Source organism: Stenotrophomonas sp. pho (genome assembly GCF_006228405.1).
GTDB lineage: Bacteria > Pseudomonadota > Gammaproteobacteria > Xanthomonadales > Xanthomonadaceae > Stenotrophomonas > Stenotrophomonas sepilia.
In genome coordinates this window covers 3500406-3518425 of the sequence record NZ_CP029759.1, presented here as the reverse complement: position 1 = coordinate 3518425, position 18020 = coordinate 3500406, and the positions used below count along the sequence as shown (strand labels likewise).

Sequence of the window (18020 nt, the reverse complement as noted above, 5' to 3'; positions counted from 1 at the left end):
GGGCGTTTGCCGGTGTCGTCCCTCCGGTACGAAATGTTAAGAATGGAACCTGTATCGTTCAGCAGGTAGACGTCGCGTCCACCCGCACAGGGGCATCCTGAGCAGGTGGGCCTGGCCCCCGACGACCCTTCAAGAACCAGAGGTCCCAGTGCGCATTCTCGTAATCGAAGACAACAGCGACATCGCCGCCAACCTTGGCGACTACCTTGAGGATCGTGGCCACACCGTGGACTTCGCCGCCGACGGCGTGACCGGCCTGCACCTGGCGGTGGTCCACGAGTTCGACGCCATCGTTCTGGACCTGAACCTGCCGGGCATGGACGGCATTGAAGTCTGCCGCAAGCTGCGCAACGAAGCGCGCAAGCAGACCCCCGTACTGATGCTGACCGCCCGCGACTCGCTGGACAACAAGCTGGCCGGTTTCGATTCCGGCGCCGACGACTACCTGATCAAGCCGTTCGCGCTACAGGAAGTGGAAGTGCGCTTGAACGCTTTGTCGCGCCGCGGCAAGGGCGTGCAGACCCGCGTGCTGGAAACCGGCGATCTGGAATACAACCTGGACACGCTGGAAGTGCGCCGCCAGGGCAAGCTGCTGCAGCTCAACCCGACCGCGCTGAAGATCCTGCAGGCCCTGATGGAGGCCGCGCCGGCCGTGGTTACCCGCCAGGAACTGGAGACCCGCGTCTGGGCGAAGAGCTGCCCGACTCGGATTCGCTGCGTGTCCACATCCACGGCCTGCGTGCGGTGGTCGACAAGCCGTTTGAAGTGCCGCTGATCCAGACCCGCCATGGCATCGGATACCGCATCGCCACCCCGGAAGCCTGATTCCGTGGCAACCAAGGGGGAGCGCCGGCGTTCGCCGTATCGGCGGCGCCTGCGCAGCCGCATCATCGTCTCGTTCGTGTTGTTGGGCTTCTGCCTGACGACACTGTTCGCGTTTGCCACCAACTGGGCCCGCATGCGCGTGGAAAACCAGCTGGTGGAAGACGTGATGAACCGCAACATCAACGAGTACGTGCGGCGGTTCTACGAGAGCCCGGATCGCAACCCCGATCTGCCCGTGCAGCAGATGCGCGCGCGCCTCGTCAAACCCGACAAGTTCGAGGCGTTGCGCGAGGAAGAACCGGACTGGGCCGCGCTGCCTGATGGCAACCACAACATCTCCGGGGTGGACGAGCGCGGGCAACCTTATGCGTACAAGCTGGCCGTGCGCAAGACGCCCGACGCCTGGGCATTCCTGGCTTACGACATGACCGACAGCGTGCGTGGCGGGCAGCAGCTCAACCGCGCGCTGGTGCTGTCGGTGCTGGTGTTCAGCCTGTTGTCGCTGGTGCTGGGCTGGTGGTCGGCGTCGAAGGTGATGAAGCCGGTCTCGGACCTGGCCGCGCGGCTGCGTGCCTATCGCGGCGGCACGAGCGAGCCCGAGCCGCTGGCACCACGTTTCCCCGATGACGAAGTGGGGCAACTGGCGCAGGCGCTGGATGACTATTCGTCGCGGCTGACCGAAGTGGTGCAGCGCGACCGTGAGTTCAATGCCGACGTCAGCCACGAGCTGCGCACGCCGCTGGCGGTGATCCGTGGCGCCACCGAACTGCTGCTGACCCGGCCCGGCCTGGATGAGAAGGTGCTGCAGCGTCTGCAGCGCATCCAGCGCGCCGAACAACAGTGCAGCGACCTGATCGGCGCACTGCTGCTGCTGTCGCGCAACGAACGCGGGCAGGGCACCAGCAACGTCGCCCGCGTAGCCGAACAGCTGCTGGACGCCCACCGTGCACAGCTGGGCGGCAAGCCATTGGAACTGGCACTGGAAGGCGAGCGCAACCTGGTGATCGATGCGCCGGAAGCCGCGTTGTCGGTGGCGCTGGGCAACCTGATCGGCAACGCGGTGAAGTACTCGCAGGATGGCGAAGTGCGCGTCTTTGTCGGCAGTAATTCGGTGTCGGTGACCGACAGCGGACCGGGGCTGAGCGAAGAGGATGCCGCCAAGCTGTTCCAGCGCGGCTATCGCGGCACGCATGCCGGCCATTCGCAGGGCGGTGGCATCGGCCTGTCGATCGTCAGCCGCCTGTGCGATCTGTATGGCTGGCAGGTGAGCGTGCGCCCCGGTGGCGAGCGCGGCGTGATCGCCACCCTGACGTTCTCGCCGAAGCCGTTGTAGGGGCCTCTGCTTTGGTGGGTGCCGACCTTGGTCGGCAATGGCTCTGCTTTGGTAGGTGCCGACCTTGGTCGGCACGAATCCGGCCGGCGCCGTATAGCGCCCAGTGTCGCTTGTGCCACTGAATCCCCCTCGCAGGAACCCAGGGCCAGAAGCCCAACACGACATCACCGTGACCGCTGTCACGCCGCGTGCGTGTCCGCATGCACGCATTCGCACCCTCAACTGCGGCTTGAGAATTTCCTTACAGATCACAGCGCTGCGTGATGGCCAGATGGGTCGGCCGGGGCAGGTGCCCTGGCCGGGATTGGCGTCCCGAAAAAAACCGACAATTCAAAAGCTCCAGATGTGCAGCGGCCATCATGGAAAATGCATCACCTGCCTCGTTTCGGCGGATGGTGCGTGGGGATTCGTCAGAATCCGCTGGAGTCTTTTTCCTTAGCTTTTGAATTGTTGGGTCTCCGGTACGCCAACCCGCACCGTCCGCCACCTTGCATCCGCAGGTGGCTCGTCGTCTGCGAGGAGATTCACTATGTCCGCACGCCCCTTGTTCCCCCAACTGCACGCCCTGATCGGCGAAGCCGCTGACCTGCTGCCGGTCGACGTCGCCGAGCGCATCGAAGCCCTGCTCGATGATCCCAAGGATCTGCTGCCTGCGCTGCTGGCCCGCATGGACGGGCGCGATGCAGCCGACGGCCGACGATTGGAAGCACAGGGCCTCAGCCCGGCACAGGCGGCCACCATGGCCGGCCTCAGCCGCACCCTGGCCGGCTTGAATGCACTCATGCAGGTGCTGCACGCCGCCGAAGCCGCCCGCGAGCAGGGCGGTGCCCACCAGCAACTCAGCCCGGATGTCGTAGATGGATTGCTGCTTGGCGCACGAGAACTGGCCCGCTATGCCCGCCTGCAGCTGGAGTAGATCCACGCCATGCGTGGATGCGCCTCGGTAGTGCGTCGATTGGCTTCGGTAGTGCCGGCCGCTGGCCGGCAATCACGCCTCAGCCCCCAGCCAACCCCAGATACCGCGCATGCAGCGCTTCCACCTGCGCCTGCAGGTCCTCGGGATGTCCATCGTTGACCACCACATCATTGGCCAGTGCCAACCGCTGCGTGCGGCTGGCTTGGGCGGCGATCATCTTGTCGGCCAGTGCGGCGTCGATGCCGTCGCGCTGCATCAGCCGGGCGTGCTGCACGGCTTCGGGCGCATCCACCAGCAGCACCCGGTCCAGCCACGGGTAGGCGGTTCGCCCGCCGACCTCGGTCAGCAGCGGAATGGCGGCAATCGCATAGGGGCTGGCGGCCTGCTCGCATTGCTGATGCATCAGCAGGCGGATGGCCGGGTGGGTGATCGCTTCCAGTGCCGCCCGTTCGGCTGGATCGGCGAACACGTGGGCCCGCAGGCGTGCCCGATCCAGGCCGCCGTCTGCCTGCAGCATGTCGGCGCCGAAACGCTCGGCGATGCGGCCCAGGGCGGGGCTGCCGGCAGCGACCACCGCGCGGGCGGCCAGGTCGGCGTCGGCCACCACGATGCCCAGCGCCTCGAAGCGCCGGGTCACCTCGCTCTTGCCGGCGGCAATGCCGCCGGTCAGGCCCACTACATACCGGCTCATGGGATTCCCCTCAGCGCAGCCCGCTCAACACCAGGTACTGCTCGACCACCGGCGCGCCCCACATGAAGTACAGCCAGCCCGCGATGGCCAGGTAGGGGCCGAACGGAATCGGCGTGGCGCGGTCACGGCCCCGGGTGTACAGCCAGATCGAACCGATGATGGCGCCCAGCACCGACGACAGCAGGATGATCGGCAGGATGCCCTTCAGCCCGCACCAGGCGCCGAGGGCGGCCAGCAGCTTGAAATCGCCGTGGCCCATGCCTTCCTTGCCGGTCAGCTGCTTGAATAGCCACCAGACCATCCACAGCGACAGATAGCCCACCGCCGCGCCGACCAAGGCAGGCTTGGCCGGCATATACAGGTTGTCGATGTTGCCTATCAGGCCCAGCCACATCAGTGGCAGGGTCAACTGGTCGGGCAGCAGCTGGGTGCGCAGGTCGATGCCGGACAGGGCGATCAGGAAGCAGGTCAGCACGATGGCGCCGAAGCCCTGCCAGCCGAAGCCGAACTGCCAGACGCAGGCCAGAACCAGCACTGAAGTCAGGGCCTCGACCAGCGGGTACTGCAGCGAGATTGGCGCCTTGCAGTGGCGGCACTTGCCGCCCTGGATGATCCAGCTGAACAGCGGGATGTTCTCGTACCAGCTCAGCTTGTGCTTGCAGTGCGGGCAGTGCGAGGGCTCGACCACGATCCCCGGTGGCGGGGGCTCGTAGAAGTCCGGTTCTTCCAGGACCTCGCGCGCATCGCGCTTCCACTGCCACTCCAGCCGCTTGGGCAGGCGCAGGATGACGACGTTGAGGAAACTGCCCAGCAGCAGCCCCAGGGCGGCCGCGGCGGGGTAGCCGAGGCCGGGATGCTGGTCGAGAAATGCCATGTAGTGATTATCCGACGACGGAAGCGAGCTTGAAGATCGGCAGGTACATGCCGATGACCATGCCGCCGACGATGGTACCAATGATCACCATGATCACAGGCTCCAGCAGGCTGCTCAGGGCGTCAACGGCATTGTTGACCTCCTGCTCATAGTACTCGGCCACCTTGAACAGCATGGCGTCCAGGGCACCGGCCTCTTCGCCGATCCCGGTCATCTGGATGACCATGTGCGGGAACAGGGCGGTCTGCTTCATGGCCATGTTGACCGGGTAACCGACCGACACGTCGTCGCGCATGCGCAATACGGCATGCTCGTAAACCGTATTGCCGGTGGCGCCGGCCACGATGCCCAGGGCCTCCACCAAAGGCACGCCGGCCTTGAAGGTGACGGCGGTGGTACGGGCGAAGCGAGCGATCGAGCTGTTGTGCATGATCTGCCCTATGACTGGCAGCTTCAGGACCAACCGGTCCATGCTGTGCTGCATCTTGGGCGATCGTTTGTATGCTGCAATGAAGCCGACGATCGAGCCAATGATGACCAACAAGATCAGCCACCACCACGAGACCATGAACCTCGACATGTTCACGATCATCTGGGTAAAGGCTGGCAGGTCCGCGCCAAAGCCCTTGAATACGTCCTCAAACTGCGGGACTACCCAGACCAGCAGGATGCCACTCACCAGCAGGGCAACCGCCAAGACCATGGCGGGATAGAACATCGCCTTCTTGATCTTGCCCTTCAGCGCTTCAATGTTCTCTTTATACGTGGCGACGGTGTCCAGCACCGTCTCCAGCACGCCGGCGCCTTCGCCGGCACGCACGAGGTTGCGGTAGAGTTCATCGAACTGCACAGGATGCTTGCTGACGGCCTCATACAGTGAAGAGCCGCCTTCAATATCCGTTCGGACTGAGTCCACCATCTTCTTCATGCGCGGGTTCTTGTGCCCGCTGGCGATGATGTCCAGCGCGCCGACGATCGGCACCCCGACTTCATCATGGTGGCCATCTGACGGCTGAAGAACGCGATGTCCTTCGGTGAAATCTTGCTGCCGGCCGCGCCGAACAGCGGTTTGGACTTCAGCTTGACCACGCCAGGATTGATGCCTTGGCGGCGCAGTTCGGCCCGCAGCAGGTTCGCATTCTTCGCGGCCTGCTCCCCTTTCATCTTCACGCCCCGCTTGTCGGTCCCCTCCCAGACAAACGGTTGCAGCTCCGTGGTGCTGCGCGCCACGGGCTCCTTCTTGATCGCACTGCGACTGACAGACATATCGGCTCCCCAAGACCCGCCATCCCCAGGCGGGCATCTAGCCCCTGATGGTAGCGGGTTCATGCCCGTCTGGGCAGTTGCCAAGGGGCCCATGATGCGAATTCGTGCCGGGTGCCGACCAAAGGTGACGCACTGCGTCACATTGCCGCGTCCATCGCAGATTCGCATCCAGGGGGTTCCCATCCGAGAAATAGCTGCCATCATGGGCGCGGGGAAATCCAGGGGGAGGCGTGCCGGGGTTGGCACGCAACCTGCGTTGATCCACCCGCAGGGGGCAGGACCCGCTCAGCTGACCGCTGGTCAGACCGATCCTGTGCTCTGAAATCAACCACCACTTATCTTGGGGATGTACCAAAATGAAGAACCAGAAGGGCTTCACCCTTATCGAACTGATGATCGTCGTTGCGATCATCGCCATCCTGGCCGCCATCGCCCTCCCGATGTACCAGGACTATGTGGCCAAGTCGCAGGCCACTGCTGGCCTGGCCGAAATCACCCCGGCAAGACTCAGTTCGAAGTTGCCATCAATGAAGGCAAGACTTCGACCGATATCGCAAATATCGCTGCGATTGGCCTGAAGAATTCTGATCGTTGCACCATCACCATGAGCTTCGCTGAGACGGGCAATATCGTTTGCACCCTGAAGGGCAGCCCGAAGCTGACGACCTCGAAGGGTGCAATTACCCTGACCCGTGCTACTGACGGTACTTGGGCCTGCACCTCGAACGTCGACGCGAAGTATCTTCCGAGCGGCTGTAAGGCTCCGTAATTCGTAATAGCTTTTCTGTTCAAAAGAGGCCCCGCGAGTCGGGGCCTTCTTTTTGGGAGCGTCCTAAATAGAGACGCTGTGGAATCCTTGGGGAGGATTTCGTATGCGTGAAGAACGTGGTTTTTCATTAATTGAGTTGATGGTGGTAGTCGGTGTCTTGGCAATTCTCGCGCTGATCGCGCTACCGATCTATCAGAACTACATGGCCAAAGCCCAGTTAGCCGCGGCATTTGCAGAAATACGACCTGGAAAGACCACCGTTGAAACTGTGGTGCAGGACAGTCGGGACACTGCGCTCGTAGACGCTGCCTATATAGGCTTGAAGCGCTCGGATATCTGTTCCGCTGTAACGGCCGAGCTGGATGTCAGTGGTGTGGGAAGCATCACTTGCAAAGTTGGTGGCAGCCAAGCAATCAGAGGCAAAGACCTCATCCTCCGTCGCGCAGCCGACGGCACCTGGACCTGCGACGGCAGCGCCTTCGAAGCGCGCTATCGCCCAAACGGCTGTTGATCACACTTCGGCCTGCCAATGGGATGTTGGCGGGCCGTTGACGGGGCTATCATCCCCGGGGGAGTCAGGATCGTGCCTGCCGGGCTGGGAGTGCCGGGCGAGGCAGTCATGCTGAAGGATTGGCGTCGTCGTCGGCCAGCGGGTCGCGGCAGGTTCTGCTGCCCTGTGCGGTGCCCCTGGAAGGCGCGCCGCACTGCCTGACCCATGATGAGCCAAGGATCCATATGAACGCCGTAACCACCGCCAATCTCGTCGGCATCACCGGTCTGGCCCGCCGCCTGGTCCAGGATGGGGCACTCGACGAGGCTTCCGCCCGCGACGCGATGGCCAAGGCCGCTGCGGCCCGCCAGCCGCTGCCGACCTGGTTCGCGCAGAACAAGGTGGTCGGGGCGGCCCAGTTGGCGGCCGCCAATGCGGTCGAGTTCGGCATGCCGCTGTTCGACGTGTCCACGTTCGACGCCAGCCAGAACGCGATGAGCCTGGTCAGCGAGGAGCTGCTGCGCAAGCACAACGTGCTGCCGCTGTTCAAGCGCGGCGGCAAGCTGTTCGTGGGCACCAGCAACCCGACGCATTCGCTGGACGAGATCAAGTTCCACACCAACCTGGTGGTGGAGCCGATCCTGGTGGATGAAGACCAGATCCGCCGCACGCTCGAGCAGTGGCATGCCAGCCATGACACGCTGGGCGACGCGCTGGGCGGTGACGACGATGGCATGGGCAACCTCGATGTTGCAGCCGGAGACGAGGATCTCGGCGCCGGCGGCGACTCCGGCATCGATGCCAAGGGCGACGACACCCCGGTGGTGAAGTTCGTCAACAAGGTGCTGGTGGACGCGATCCGCAAGGGCGCCTCGGACATCCACTTCGAGCCCTATGAAGACGACTACCGCGTGCGCCTGCGCATCGACGGGTTGCTGAAGATGGTGGCGCGCGCGCCGGTGAAGCTGAACCAGCGCATCGCCGCACGCCTGAAGGTGATGGCGCAGCTGGACATCGCCGAGAAGCGCGTGCCGCAGGACGGACGCATCAAGCTCAACCTGTCCAAGACCAAGCAGATCGACTTCCGCGTGAGCACGCTGCCGACCCTGTTCGGCGAGAAGGTGGTGCTGCGTATCCTGGACGGCAGCGCGGCCAAGCTGGGCATCGACAAGCTGGGTTACGAGCCGGACCAGCAGAAACTGTTCCTGGAAGCCATCCACAAGCCGTACGGCATGGTGCTGGTGACCGGCCCGACCGGTTCGGGTAAGACCGTGTCGCTGTACACCGCGCTGGGCATCCTCAACGACGAGACGCGCAACATCTCCACCGCCGAAGACCCGGTGGAAATCCGCCTGCCCGGTGTCAACCAGGTGCAGCAGAACAACAAGCGCGGCATGACCTTTGCCGCGGCACTGCGCTCGTTCCTGCGACAGGATCCGGACATCATCATGGTCGGCGAAATCCGCGACCTGGAAACGGCCGAGATCGCGATCAAGGCGGCGCAGACCGGCCACATGGTGCTGTCCACGCTGCATACCAACGACGCGCCGCAGACCATCGCGCGCCTGATGAACATGGGCATCGCGCCGTACAACATCACCAGCTCGGTGACGCTGGTGATCGCGCAGCGCCTGGCGCGCCGGCTGTGCAGCAACTGCAAGCGCCCGGCCAATCTGCCCGAGCATGCGCTGCTGGCCGAAGGCTTCACCCAGGCGCAGCTGGACGCGGGTATCGAGCTGTACGAGGCGGTCGGCTGTGATGAGTGCACCGAGGGCTACAAGGGCCGTACCGGTATCTACCAGGTGATGCCGATGACCGACGAGATCGCCACGATCGTGCTGGCCGGTGGCAATGCGTTGCAGATTGCCGAGGCCGCGCAGCAGATCGGGGTGAACGATCTGCGCCAGTCGGCGTTGAAAAAGGCCGCTGCGGGCATCACCAGCCTGGCCGAGATCAACCGCGTTACCAAGGATTGAGGTCGATCCACGCCATGCGTGGATGCCGCGATGCATGAGGTTGCCGGCCAGCGGCCGGCACTACCACATTGGTGGGTAGATCCACGCCATGCGTGGATGCCGTGATGCATGAGGTTGCCGGCCAGCGGCCGGCACTACCAGGTTGGTGGGCCCGCGTCGGGCCCTGTGTTTACTCCATCCCCAGCTTCTTCAGCTTGTAGCGCAGCGCACGGAACGTGATGCCCAGCTGCGCGGCGGTGCGGGTCTTGTTCCAGCGGTTTTCTTCCAGCGCGCGCTGGATGGCGCTGCGCTCGAGCTGTTCGATGTACGAGGGCAGGGCGGCGTTGCCGGGCTGCAGGTCAGCCACGGCTTCGGCATGTGCTGCGCTGCCGGGCGTGCGCGGGGCATGTTGCGGCAGGCGCAGGTCGTCGGCGCCGATGCGGTCTTCTTCGGCCAGTGCCAGTGCACGCTCCAGGATGTTCTCCAGTTCACGCACGTTGCCGGGGAAGGCGTACTGGGCCAGTGCGTCCAGTGCCGACGGCGCCAGCAACGGCGTCGGGCGGCCGTGGCTGCGGGCCAGCCGTGCCAGCACCGACGCGGCCAGTTCCGGCAGGTCCTGGCGACGCTCGCGCAGCGGCGGCACCCTCAGCTCAATCACGTTGATGCGGTAGTAGAGGTCGTGGCGGAAACGGCCGTCCTCGACCAGTTCGGCCAGGTCCTTGTGCGTGGCCGAGAGGATGCGCACGTCCACCGGCTCTTCGTTGGCCGCACCGACCGCGCGCACCGATTTTTCCTGGATCGCGCGCAGCAGCTTCACCTGCATCTGCAGTGGCAGCTCGGCCACTTCGTCCAGGAACAGGGTGCCGCCATGCGCGGCCTGGAACAGCCCGGGCTTGTCGGCGTGGGCGCCGCTGAAGCTGCCCTTGCGGTGGCCGAAGAATTCGCTCTCCATCAGCTCGCCGGGAATGGCGCCGCAGTTGACCGGCACGAACGGGCCGGCCGCGCGGGCACCCTGGGCATGGATGGTGCGCGCGACCAGCTCCTTGCCCACGCCGGATTCACCGAGGATGTAGACCGGCGCCTGGCTGCGCGCGACCTTGCCGATGGTGGTACGCAGCACGTCCATGGCCGGCGAGTCGCCAAGCAGGCGTGCGCCCTGTTCGGCGGCAGGGCCGGGCACGGGGCGCTCGGTGTTGTTGAGTTCCAGCGCGTGCTTGACCAGGCCACGCAGCACGGCGATGTCCACCGGCTTGCTGACGAAATCGAAGGCGCCGGCCTTCAGCGCTTCCACCGCCAGGTCCATGCTGCCAAAGGCAGTGATCATCGCCACCGGCGTGCGCGGGTAGTGCTGGGCGATCTCGCTGACCAGCTCGATACCGTTGCCGTCGGGCAGGCGCATGTCGGTGATGCACAGGTCGTACGGATTGCTGGCCAGCAGTTCGCGCGCTTCGGCAAGGTTGGCTGCGGTACTGATGCGCAGCCCCATGCGGCCGAGCGTGAGTACCAGCAGTTCGCGGATGTCGCGTTCGTCGTCGACGACGAGGGCGCTGCGGGTTTCGTTCATGGGCGTGAAAGATAAACGAGGGGGCTGGAAGCGACAAATGTTTGACGCACAGAATCGAGATCAGGTGGGCAACAGCGTATGCGGGCCGGGCAGCACCAGGCGGAAGCAGGAGCCTCCAGCGGGAACCGGGATGTAGTCCAGCCGCGCCTGGTTGGCCCGGCACAGCTCGCGGGCGATGTACAGACCCAGCCCGGTGCCATGCTCGGACGTGGTGAAGAACGGCCGGAACAACTGCGCGGCCACGCTCTCGGGAATGCCGGGCCACGATCCATCACGTCGATGACCGCGCTGCGCTCGTGCTGCGCCACGCGCAGGCGCACCCGCGCCGGTTGCTGGCCGATGCGCCCGTACTTGAGCGCGTTGTGCACCAGCACGGTCAGCACCTGGTAGAGGTGCTTGCTGTCGACCTGGGCCAGCACCGAGGTGTCGTTGATGATCGGCTCGATGCTGTCGGTCTCCAGCGTCTGCCCCTGCTTGTACTCCAGCACGAAGCGGCGCACGAAGGCGGCCAGGTCGACGTTTTCGGGCGTGGCGCGCTCGCGCCGGGCCAGACCCAGCACGCTTTCGACGATGCCGTTGGTGCGCTGGCACTGCTGGCGGATGATCTGCAGCAGGCGGCGGTCGCTTTCGTTGAAGCCGGTGCCTTCCTCCAGCAGCTGCACCGCGTAGTTGATCGCGGCCAGCGGGTTGCGGATCTCGTGGGCGAGGCTGGCCGAGAAGCGTCCCATTGCTGACAGGGTGAGCGATTCGGCACGGCGCGAGACCACGCTGGAGTCGTCCAGGAACACCAGGGCCAGCTCGCTGCCGGCCAGCAGGCGCGCAAAGCGGGGCTGCACTTCGGGCTGGTCGGGGTTGAGCTGCAGCGGCAGTTCGTCCTGCGCCCAGCCGTTGCGCCAGCGCTGCAGGCGACGGGCCAGTTCCGGGGCGGCGCTGGCCAGGTCCAGGCGGCCGCTTTCGCCGCTGCCGTCGCTGTCACCGAGCAGCATCGAGGCGGCCTCGTTGGCCAGGGTGACGCGGTTGTCGGCGTCGACCACCAGCACGCCGGTACGCATGCGGCGGATGATCAGCTCGTTGATCTGGAACAGGTTGGCTACTTCGTCGCCGCGCTGGTTGGCCAGCTGCTGGTTGCGGCGCGCGCGGCTGCCGACCTGGTAACTGATGAAGGCCAGCGCCAGGTAGCTGGTGGCGAACATGGCCAGTTCGGCCAGGGTACGGGTGGGATCGCCGCCTTCCAGCAGCTTCCAGGTGTATTCCACGCCGGTGGCGAGGCTGGCGGCCAGGGCCAGGCCCAGCCCCAGGCTGAGCGGCAGCAGGGTGGCGGCAGCGGCGATGTTGAACAGCAGCGACATCGAGATGCCGGCGCTGGCACCCGGCAGGGCATGCGACAACAGGGTGGCGGCGACAATGTCCACCAGCACGCCGCTGACCACGATCGGGCGCAGCCAGCGTTCGTTGCGGCCGATCACCAGCGCCAGCAGCGACAGCACCAGGTAGATGGCGGCGACGGTGTCGGCCAGCCGCGGGTGGTGGGCTTCGCCGACCATGGCCGACAGGGGGCTGTAGAGCAGGGCGGCGATGACCGAGGCGATCAGCACCCGGTACAGCGCGAAGAAATACAGCTCACGCCGCGGAATCGATTCGATGCGGTCGATCAATGAAGCACTGGGTGACACGCCGGAACTCCCCTTCTGGCTGCCTGGGTCTGGAATCTGCGGCGGGCCTGCCCGGCGTCCCCTGAGGCCGGGCGGTACGTCGCTTCGATGTGGCTTGCGGTGGAAGCCGTCGAGCACCCCCGACGCTACACACCCTGGCTGACCAGTATAGGGCCGCCGGCGGGCGCCCGCCGGTGCGGCCCGGATCGCGCATTTGGCCTGGGATGGATACCGCTGGCCAGCCGGCCCCGGGCGCAACTGCCTGAATGACGGCGGAAATCTGGCCGGGTCTGGCGTTTTGTACAGACTTCTTTGCGCCCCGGCGCCGGCTCGGCCACAATAGTGGGCCCGCCGCGGTCCGTGCCGGTGCCTCTTCGAGGGGGCACCTGAGGAATTGCGTGCGGTCGTTCCTATTCCCACGGTGACGCATGAATTTCCACGAATACCAGGCAAAACAACTGCTTGCCGAATACGGCATCCCGGTCCCGGCCGGCAAGGTCGCGGCGACCCCGGACGAGGCGGTTGAAGTCGCCCAGTCGCTGGGCCAGGGCCCCTGGATGGTCAAGGCGCAGATCCACGCTGGCGGCCGCGGCAAGGCTGGCGGCGTCAAGTTCTGCAAGACCGTCGACGACGTGAAGGCCGCAGCGGCCAAGATGCTCGGCACCAAGATGGCCACCTACCAGACTGCCGGCGTCGAGCTGCCGATCAACCTGGTGCTGGTGACCACCGCCGGTGAGATCGTCAAGGAGCTGTACCTGTCGGTCCTGGTGGATCGCGGCACCCGCACCATCAGCTACATCGCCTCTTCCGAAGGCGGCATGGAAATCGAGCAGGTCGCTGCCGAGACCCCGGACAAGATCCACACCCTGAACGTGGACTTCGTCGAGGGCGTGCAGGGTTACCACGGCCGTGACATCGGCTTCAAGATGGGCCTGACCGCCAAGCAGGCCGGCCAGTTCGCCAACATCATGGTGAACCTGTACCGCATCTTCAACGAGAAGGACCTGGCGCTGGTTGAGATCAACCCGCTGGCGATCCTGGACGATGGCAACCTGTACGCGCTGGACGGCAAGTTCAACAGCGACGACAACGCCAACTTCCGCCACAAGGAACTGGTCGCGATGCGCGACAAGTCCCAGGAAGATGAAACCGAAGTGACCGCTTCGGAGCTGGACATCAACTACGTCACCATGGACGGCAACATCGGCTGCATGGTGAACGGTGCCGGCCTGGCCATGGCCACCATGGACGTCATCAAGCTCAACGGCGGCGAGCCGGCGAACTTCCTGGACGTGGGCGGCGGTGCGAACAAGCAGCGCGTCATCGAAGCGTTCAAGCTGATCCTGTCCTCGGACAAGGTTGAAGGCATCTTCGTCAACATCTTCGGCGGCATCGTCCGCTGCGACATGATTGCCGAAGGCATCATCGCCGCCGTGAAGGAAGTGGGCGTCAAGGTTCCGGTCGTGGTGCGCCTGGAAGGCACCAACGTGGAAGAGGGCAAGCAGCTGCTGCGTGACAGCGGCATGGCCATCATCCCGGCTGACAACATCAACGACGGCGCCAAGAAGGTCGTTGAAGCGGTCAAGAACGCCGCCTGATCCACGACACCGAAGGAAATTCCCATGTCTGTTTTGATTAACAAGAACACCAAGGTGATCGTGCAGGGCTTCACCGGCCAGCAGGGCACCTTCCACGCCACTCAGATGATCGAGTACGGCACCCAGGTTGTTGGCGGCGTGACCCCGGGCAAGGGTGGCACCACCCACATCGACCTGCCGGTCTTCAACACCGTTGCCGACGCCGTGCAGAGCACCGGCGCCAACGCTTCGGTCATCTACGTGCCGCCGCCGTTCGCGGCCGACGCGATCCTGGAAGCTGCGGCTGCCGGCATCAAGGTCATCGTCTGCATCACCGAAGGCATCCCGGTGCTGGACATGCTGCGCGTGAAGAACGTGCTGACCCGTTCCTACCCGGACACCGTGCTGATCGGGCCGAACTGCCCGGGCGTCATCACGCCGGGCGAGTGCAAGATCGGCATCATGCCGGGCCACATCCACAAGCCGGGCAAGATCGGCATCGTGTCGCGTTCGGGCACCCTGACCTATGAAGCGGTCAAGCAGACCACCGAAGTCGGCCTGGGCCAGTCCACCTGCATCGGCATCGGCGGTGACCCGATCAACGGCCTGAACTTCGTCGACTGCCTGAAGCTGTTCAACGAAGACCCGCAGACCGAAGGCATCATCATGGTCGGCGAGATCGGCGGTGACGCCGAAGAAGCCGGCGCCGAGTACATCAAGAACCACGTGAAGAAGCCGGTCGTCGGTTTCATCGCCGGTGCGTCGGCTCCGGCCGGCAAGCGCATGGGTCACGCGGGCGCGATCGCCTCGGGCGGCAAGGGCACCGCGGAAGGCAAGTTCGCCGCGATGGAAGCGGCTGGCGTGGTCACCGTCCGTTCGCCGGGCGACCTGGGCGCCGCCATCGCCAAGCTGGTGAAATAAGATCGACTGCCTCGCGCAGGCGACGCTGTAGAGCCGGCCGCTGGCCGGCTGCCTGAAACAGAAAGGCCGCCTTTGGGCGGCCTTTCTGCGTCTGGCGCCCTGACGGTTCCGGTAACCCCATCCACGCATGGCGTGGATCTACTGAGCCGGGGCTGTCCACGCAGCGAGCGTGCCCGGCGCGCGCATGGCGCGGCGTTACAATGGAAGCATTGCAACCACAGGCTGGATTCCCATGGCTTCGATCCGCATCGCGATGGCGCAGTTCGACTTCCCGGTCGGCGACGTCGCCGGCAACACCGAGCGCATCATCGAGATGATCGGCCAGGCGCGCGATGAGTACGGCGCCGAGCTGGTGATGTTCCCCGAGCTGGCGGTGAGCGGCTACCCGCCGGAGGACCTGCTGCTGCGCCCGGGTTTCCTGTACGAGTGCGAGCAGGCGTTGACCCGCATCGCCACCGCCTGCCGTGGCATCACCGCCGTGGTCGGCTGGCCACAGGCGGCTGGCGCGGTGGTCTACAACGCTGCCAGCGTACTGCGTGACGGCCTGGTCGAGCAGACCTACCGCAAGCGCGAACTGCCCAACTACGCGGTCTTCGACGAGCGCCGCTACTTCGACGTCGATCCGGATGGTGGCAGCTGCGTGTTCGAGGTCAATGGCATTCCGGTCGGCCTGCTGATCTGCGAGGACCTGTGGTTCGCCGAGCCGCTGGCCGACACCATGCGCGCGGGTGCGCAGCTGGTGGTGGTGCCGAATGCTTCGCCCTACGAGCGTGGCAAGCATGCGCAGCGCGACGCCGTGCTGGCCGCGCGTACCCGCGAGAGCGGGGCGGCCATCGCTTACCTCAACGTGGTGGGCGGCCAGGATGCGCTGGTGTTCGACGGTGCTTCGGTGGTGGCGGATGGTGATGGCACGGTGCACCCGGCCGCTGCTGCCTTCGTCGACCAGTGGCTGGTGGTGGAGTATGACGGTGAGACCCGCCGCTTCATGCCGCATGTGTGGATGGACGACGGCGACGAGAGCATGGACGCGCTGGCCTGGCGCGCGGTGACCCGTGGCATCCAGGACTACTGCCGCAAGAACGGTTTCAGGAAGGTGTGGCTGGGCCTGTCCGGTGGCATCGACTCGGCCCTGGTGCTGGCATTGGCCGTGGATGCGATGGGCGCGGAGAACGTGACCGCCGTGCGCCTGCCGTCGCGCTACACCGCCGGCCTGTCCAACGACCTGGCCGCCGAGCAGTGCCGGGCGCTGGGGGTGAAGCTTGAGGCTGTGTCGATCGAGCCGGCGTTCAAGGGCCTGATGGAATCGCTGGCGCCGATGTTCGAAGGCACCGCGCCGGACGTGACCGAAGAGAACCTGCAGTCGCGCAGCCGCGGCGTGATCCTGATGGCGCTGGCCAACAAGTTCGGTGGCCTGCTGCTGACCACCGGCAACAAGAGCGAGTACGCGGTCGGCTACGCCACCATCTACGGCGACATGTGCGGTGGCTATGCGCCACTGAAGGACCTGTACAAGACCGAAGTGTTCGGCCTGTCCAAGTGGCGCAATACCGTGGGCGGCGCACCGGTGATCCCGCCGGCGGTGATCAGCCGCCCGCCGTCGGCCGAGCTGCGCGAGAACCAGCTGGACCAGGACTCGTTGCCGGCCTATGACGTGCTGGACGGCATCCTCTACCGCTACATCGACCAGGAGCAGTCGCGCGGCGAGATCGTGGCCGCCGGCTACGACGCAGCCGTGGTCGACCGCGTGCTGCGCCTGGTGCGCATCAGCGAGTGGAAGCGGCACCAGGCCGCGCCGGGGCCGAAGGTCTCGCGCCGCGCGTTCGGCCGCGAGCGGCGCTACCCGATCAGTAACGGCTACAAGGGCTGAGGCAGCGCTTGGCGGGTCGTGCCGGCCGCTGGCCGGCAACCCCTTGGCCCCTCCCCGGTGGGTGCGGAGCTTGGTCCGCACGATGGTCGAAGATCATCCACGCTTGGCGTGGATCTACCGGACTCCGTCGAGCAACTGTTCGAGACCGGCGGTTTCCGCAGCGTCGTTGAAGGGATCGTCCCCCAGTCGCGCACGTACGAACCACAGGCCATCGGCCGCCGCTGCGTCCAGCGTGCCCCGGTGGTCGACGGGGTAGCGCCGGAACGCGACCGGCTCGCCTCGCAGGGCCAGCCCAGCGGCGTACAGCAGGGTGGTCAGGTAGGGCACATCGCGGTCCTGGCTGCCATGGCCCAACATCAGCGGTTGGCTGAAGCCGCGGCGCGGTACGCCGAGATAGTCGTACAGCACCGCCCAGATGCCCGGCACGCTGGCCAGCGGCGCAGTGAACATGCTGCCGGTGTCGACGCCGTCCAGCGTGGTGGCCAGTTCGCCCAGGCACTGCTCGCGTGCCACCGCCACCCGCGCGCGGCCTTCATCGCTGAGGACGCGGTCGATCTGCGGGGCGACCTGCAGCAGGCCATCGAGCAGATACGCGTGATACGCGTTGAGCGCGCCCGGATTGGCGGTGCGGTTGTCCGGCTTCATCACCAGCGCGGTCAGTTCGACTGCGGTGGGCGTGCCGGTGGTGAAGCTGCCGCGGTACTGCAGCGACGGTCCGCCATAGGTGGGGGCGATGTGGCCCGCCGTGAGCGCGGCGGCACCGCCCTGCGAATGGCCGACCGAGACCCAGCGCGGCGACAGCGTCCCGTTGCCGAGGTACTGGCGGCTGGCCTTGATCATGTCGATGGCGTTGCGCGCGGCAGTGCGCACATGCAGATAGGCATGGTCGCCTGAGCTTCCGAGGCCCTGGTAATCCGCGGCGACCACTGCATAGCCCTGTGCCAGGAACCGATCGAGAAAGCGCCCGTCGCGTTCGGGTTGGTAGGGGCCGGAGACCGAGGGCGCACAACGATCCGCAATGCCCTGGGTGCCATGCGCCCACGACACCACCGGCCAACCGCCGATGGGCGGCGTGCCGGCGGGCAGGTACAGCAGGCCGGTGCCTTCGGCCAGCTGCCCGCGGTGGTCAGGGGTGCGGTAGTGCAGTTTGTAGGCCTGGGCGGCCTGGGACGGCACCCAGGTGGCGCGATAGGGGGCTGCGGACAGCAGTTCGCCCGCTGCGTCCTGTGCGGCGGCCGGCGGCGCCGAGGTCAGCGCCAGCAGCGCGATGGCGAGGAGGCAGGACAGAGGGCGGATACTGCAGCAGGGCAGACGGGCCAT

The 18020-nt window shown here is 65.7% G+C and carries 11 protein-coding genes and 4 pseudogenes; 9 read left to right on the top strand and 6 right to left on the bottom strand.

The window, feature by feature from the left end:
- Positions 1-148: 148 nt before the first annotated feature.
- The 3 genes and pseudogenes from DL544_RS16455 (at position 149) to DL544_RS16445 (ending at position 3074) form a co-directional block, all read left to right on the top strand.
- Positions 149-825 (top strand): annotated as a pseudogene (locus DL544_RS16455) (response regulator transcription factor).
- Positions 788-2158, top strand: a complete 1371-nt coding sequence (locus DL544_RS16450) for a sensor histidine kinase (RefSeq protein ID WP_061479297.1) — start codon at positions 788-790, stop codon at positions 2156-2158. Before DL544_RS16455 ends, DL544_RS16450 begins: the two are co-directional and overlap by 38 nt.
- A 529-nt stretch (positions 2159-2687) precedes the next feature.
- Entirely contained in the window at positions 2688-3074 is a 387-nt protein-coding gene (locus tag DL544_RS16445; protein ID WP_065196692.1) for a hypothetical protein, read from the top strand.
- 79 nt (positions 3075-3153) lie between these two features.
- Here DL544_RS16445 and coaE read toward each other — a convergent pair whose 3' ends face one another.
- The 3 genes and pseudogenes from coaE to DL544_RS16430 all read right to left on the bottom strand — a co-directional run bounded on the left by coaE (position 3154) and on the right by DL544_RS16430 (position 5905).
- Complete coding sequence (coaE, locus tag DL544_RS16440; protein ID WP_139727563.1) at positions 3154-3765, bottom strand: dephospho-CoA kinase; 612 nt, start codon at positions 3763-3765, stop codon at positions 3154-3156.
- Between the two features lie 10 nt (positions 3766-3775).
- Positions 3776-4639 (bottom strand): prepilin peptidase, encoded by an 864-nt coding sequence (locus tag DL544_RS16435; RefSeq protein ID WP_005418626.1) that lies wholly within the window; start codon positions 4637-4639, stop codon positions 3776-3778.
- Positions 4640-4646: 7 nt separating this feature from the next.
- A pseudogene (locus DL544_RS16430) lies at positions 4647-5905 on the bottom strand (type II secretion system F family protein).
- A gap of 356 nt (positions 5906-6261) precedes the next feature.
- Between DL544_RS16430 and DL544_RS16425 the strand changes: the two are divergent.
- The 3 genes and pseudogenes from DL544_RS16425 to pilB all read left to right on the top strand — a co-directional run bounded on the left by DL544_RS16425 (position 6262) and on the right by pilB (position 9140).
- A pseudogene (locus tag DL544_RS16425) lies at positions 6262-6674 on the top strand (pilin).
- A 103-nt stretch (positions 6675-6777) separates the two neighbouring features.
- Positions 6778-7185, top strand: coding sequence for a pilin (locus DL544_RS16420; protein ID WP_139727561.1), 408 nt, complete (start codon positions 6778-6780; stop codon positions 7183-7185).
- Between the two features lie 224 nt (positions 7186-7409).
- Complete coding sequence (gene pilB, locus DL544_RS16415; protein ID WP_065185262.1) at positions 7410-9140, top strand: type IV-A pilus assembly ATPase PilB; 1731 nt, start codon at positions 7410-7412, stop codon at positions 9138-9140.
- A 169-nt stretch (positions 9141-9309) separates the two neighbouring features.
- Here pilB and DL544_RS16410 read toward each other — a convergent pair whose 3' ends face one another.
- The gene (locus DL544_RS16410; protein WP_065178929.1) at positions 9310-10683 is read right to left on the bottom strand and encodes a sigma-54-dependent transcriptional regulator; all 1374 of its coding nucleotides are present in this window, start codon (positions 10681-10683) and stop codon (positions 9310-9312) included.
- A 60-nt stretch (positions 10684-10743) separates the two neighbouring features.
- A pseudogene (locus DL544_RS16405) lies at positions 10744-12356 on the bottom strand (sensor histidine kinase).
- A gap of 407 nt (positions 12357-12763) precedes the next feature.
- Between DL544_RS16405 and sucC the strand changes: the two are divergent.
- The 3 genes from sucC to DL544_RS16390 all read left to right on the top strand — a co-directional run bounded on the left by sucC (position 12764) and on the right by DL544_RS16390 (position 16700).
- The gene (gene sucC / locus DL544_RS16400) at positions 12764-13933 is read left to right on the top strand and encodes an ADP-forming succinate--CoA ligase subunit beta (protein WP_005418614.1); all 1170 of its coding nucleotides are present in this window, start codon (positions 12764-12766) and stop codon (positions 13931-13933) included.
- Positions 13934-13957: 24 nt separating this feature from the next.
- Positions 13958-14833 carry a succinate--CoA ligase subunit alpha gene (sucD, locus tag DL544_RS16395; RefSeq protein ID WP_005418610.1) on the top strand — a complete coding sequence of 292 codons (876 nt, stop codon included), beginning with the start codon at positions 13958-13960 and terminating at the stop codon, positions 14831-14833.
- 232 nt (positions 14834-15065) lie between these two features.
- The gene (locus DL544_RS16390) at positions 15066-16700 is read left to right on the top strand and encodes an NAD+ synthase (protein WP_065178926.1); all 1635 of its coding nucleotides are present in this window, start codon (positions 15066-15068) and stop codon (positions 16698-16700) included.
- A gap of 114 nt (positions 16701-16814) precedes the next feature.
- Here DL544_RS16390 and DL544_RS16385 read toward each other — a convergent pair whose 3' ends face one another.
- Positions 16815-18020 carry a lipase family protein gene (locus DL544_RS16385; RefSeq protein WP_139727559.1) on the bottom strand — a complete coding sequence of 402 codons (1206 nt, stop codon included), beginning with the start codon at positions 18018-18020 and terminating at the stop codon, positions 16815-16817.

Bases quoted from the DNA above. Each gene is read 5' to 3' on its own strand.
- DL544_RS16390 (WP_065178926.1), top strand. From the start codon at position 15,066: ATGGCTTCGATCCGCATCGCGATGGCGCAGTTCGACTTCCCGGTCGGC.
- DL544_RS16445 (WP_065196692.1), top strand. From the start codon at position 2,688: ATGTCCGCACGCCCCTTGTTCCCCCAACTGCACGCCCTGATCGGCGAA.
- DL544_RS16410 (WP_065178929.1), bottom strand. From the start codon at position 10,683: ATGAACGAAACCCGCAGCGCCCTCGTCGTCGACGACGAACGCGACATC.
- DL544_RS16420 (WP_139727561.1), top strand. From the start codon at position 6,778: ATGCGTGAAGAACGTGGTTTTTCATTAATTGAGTTGATGGTGGTAGTC.
- DL544_RS16385 (WP_139727559.1), bottom strand. From the start codon at position 18,020: ATGGCCCGTCTGCCCTGCTGCAGTATCCGCCCTCTGTCCTGCCTCCTC.
- DL544_RS16435 (WP_005418626.1), bottom strand. From the start codon at position 4,639: ATGGCATTTCTCGACCAGCATCCCGGCCTCGGCTACCCCGCCGCGGCC.
- sucD (WP_005418610.1), top strand. From the start codon at position 13,958: ATGTCTGTTTTGATTAACAAGAACACCAAGGTGATCGTGCAGGGCTTC.
- sucC (WP_005418614.1), top strand. From the start codon at position 12,764: ATGAATTTCCACGAATACCAGGCAAAACAACTGCTTGCCGAATACGGC.
- DL544_RS16450 (WP_061479297.1), top strand. From the start codon at position 788: ATGGCATCGGATACCGCATCGCCACCCCGGAAGCCTGATTCCGTGGCA.
- coaE (WP_139727563.1), bottom strand. From the start codon at position 3,765: ATGAGCCGGTATGTAGTGGGCCTGACCGGCGGCATTGCCGCCGGCAAG.
- pilB (WP_065185262.1), top strand. From the start codon at position 7,410: ATGAACGCCGTAACCACCGCCAATCTCGTCGGCATCACCGGTCTGGCC.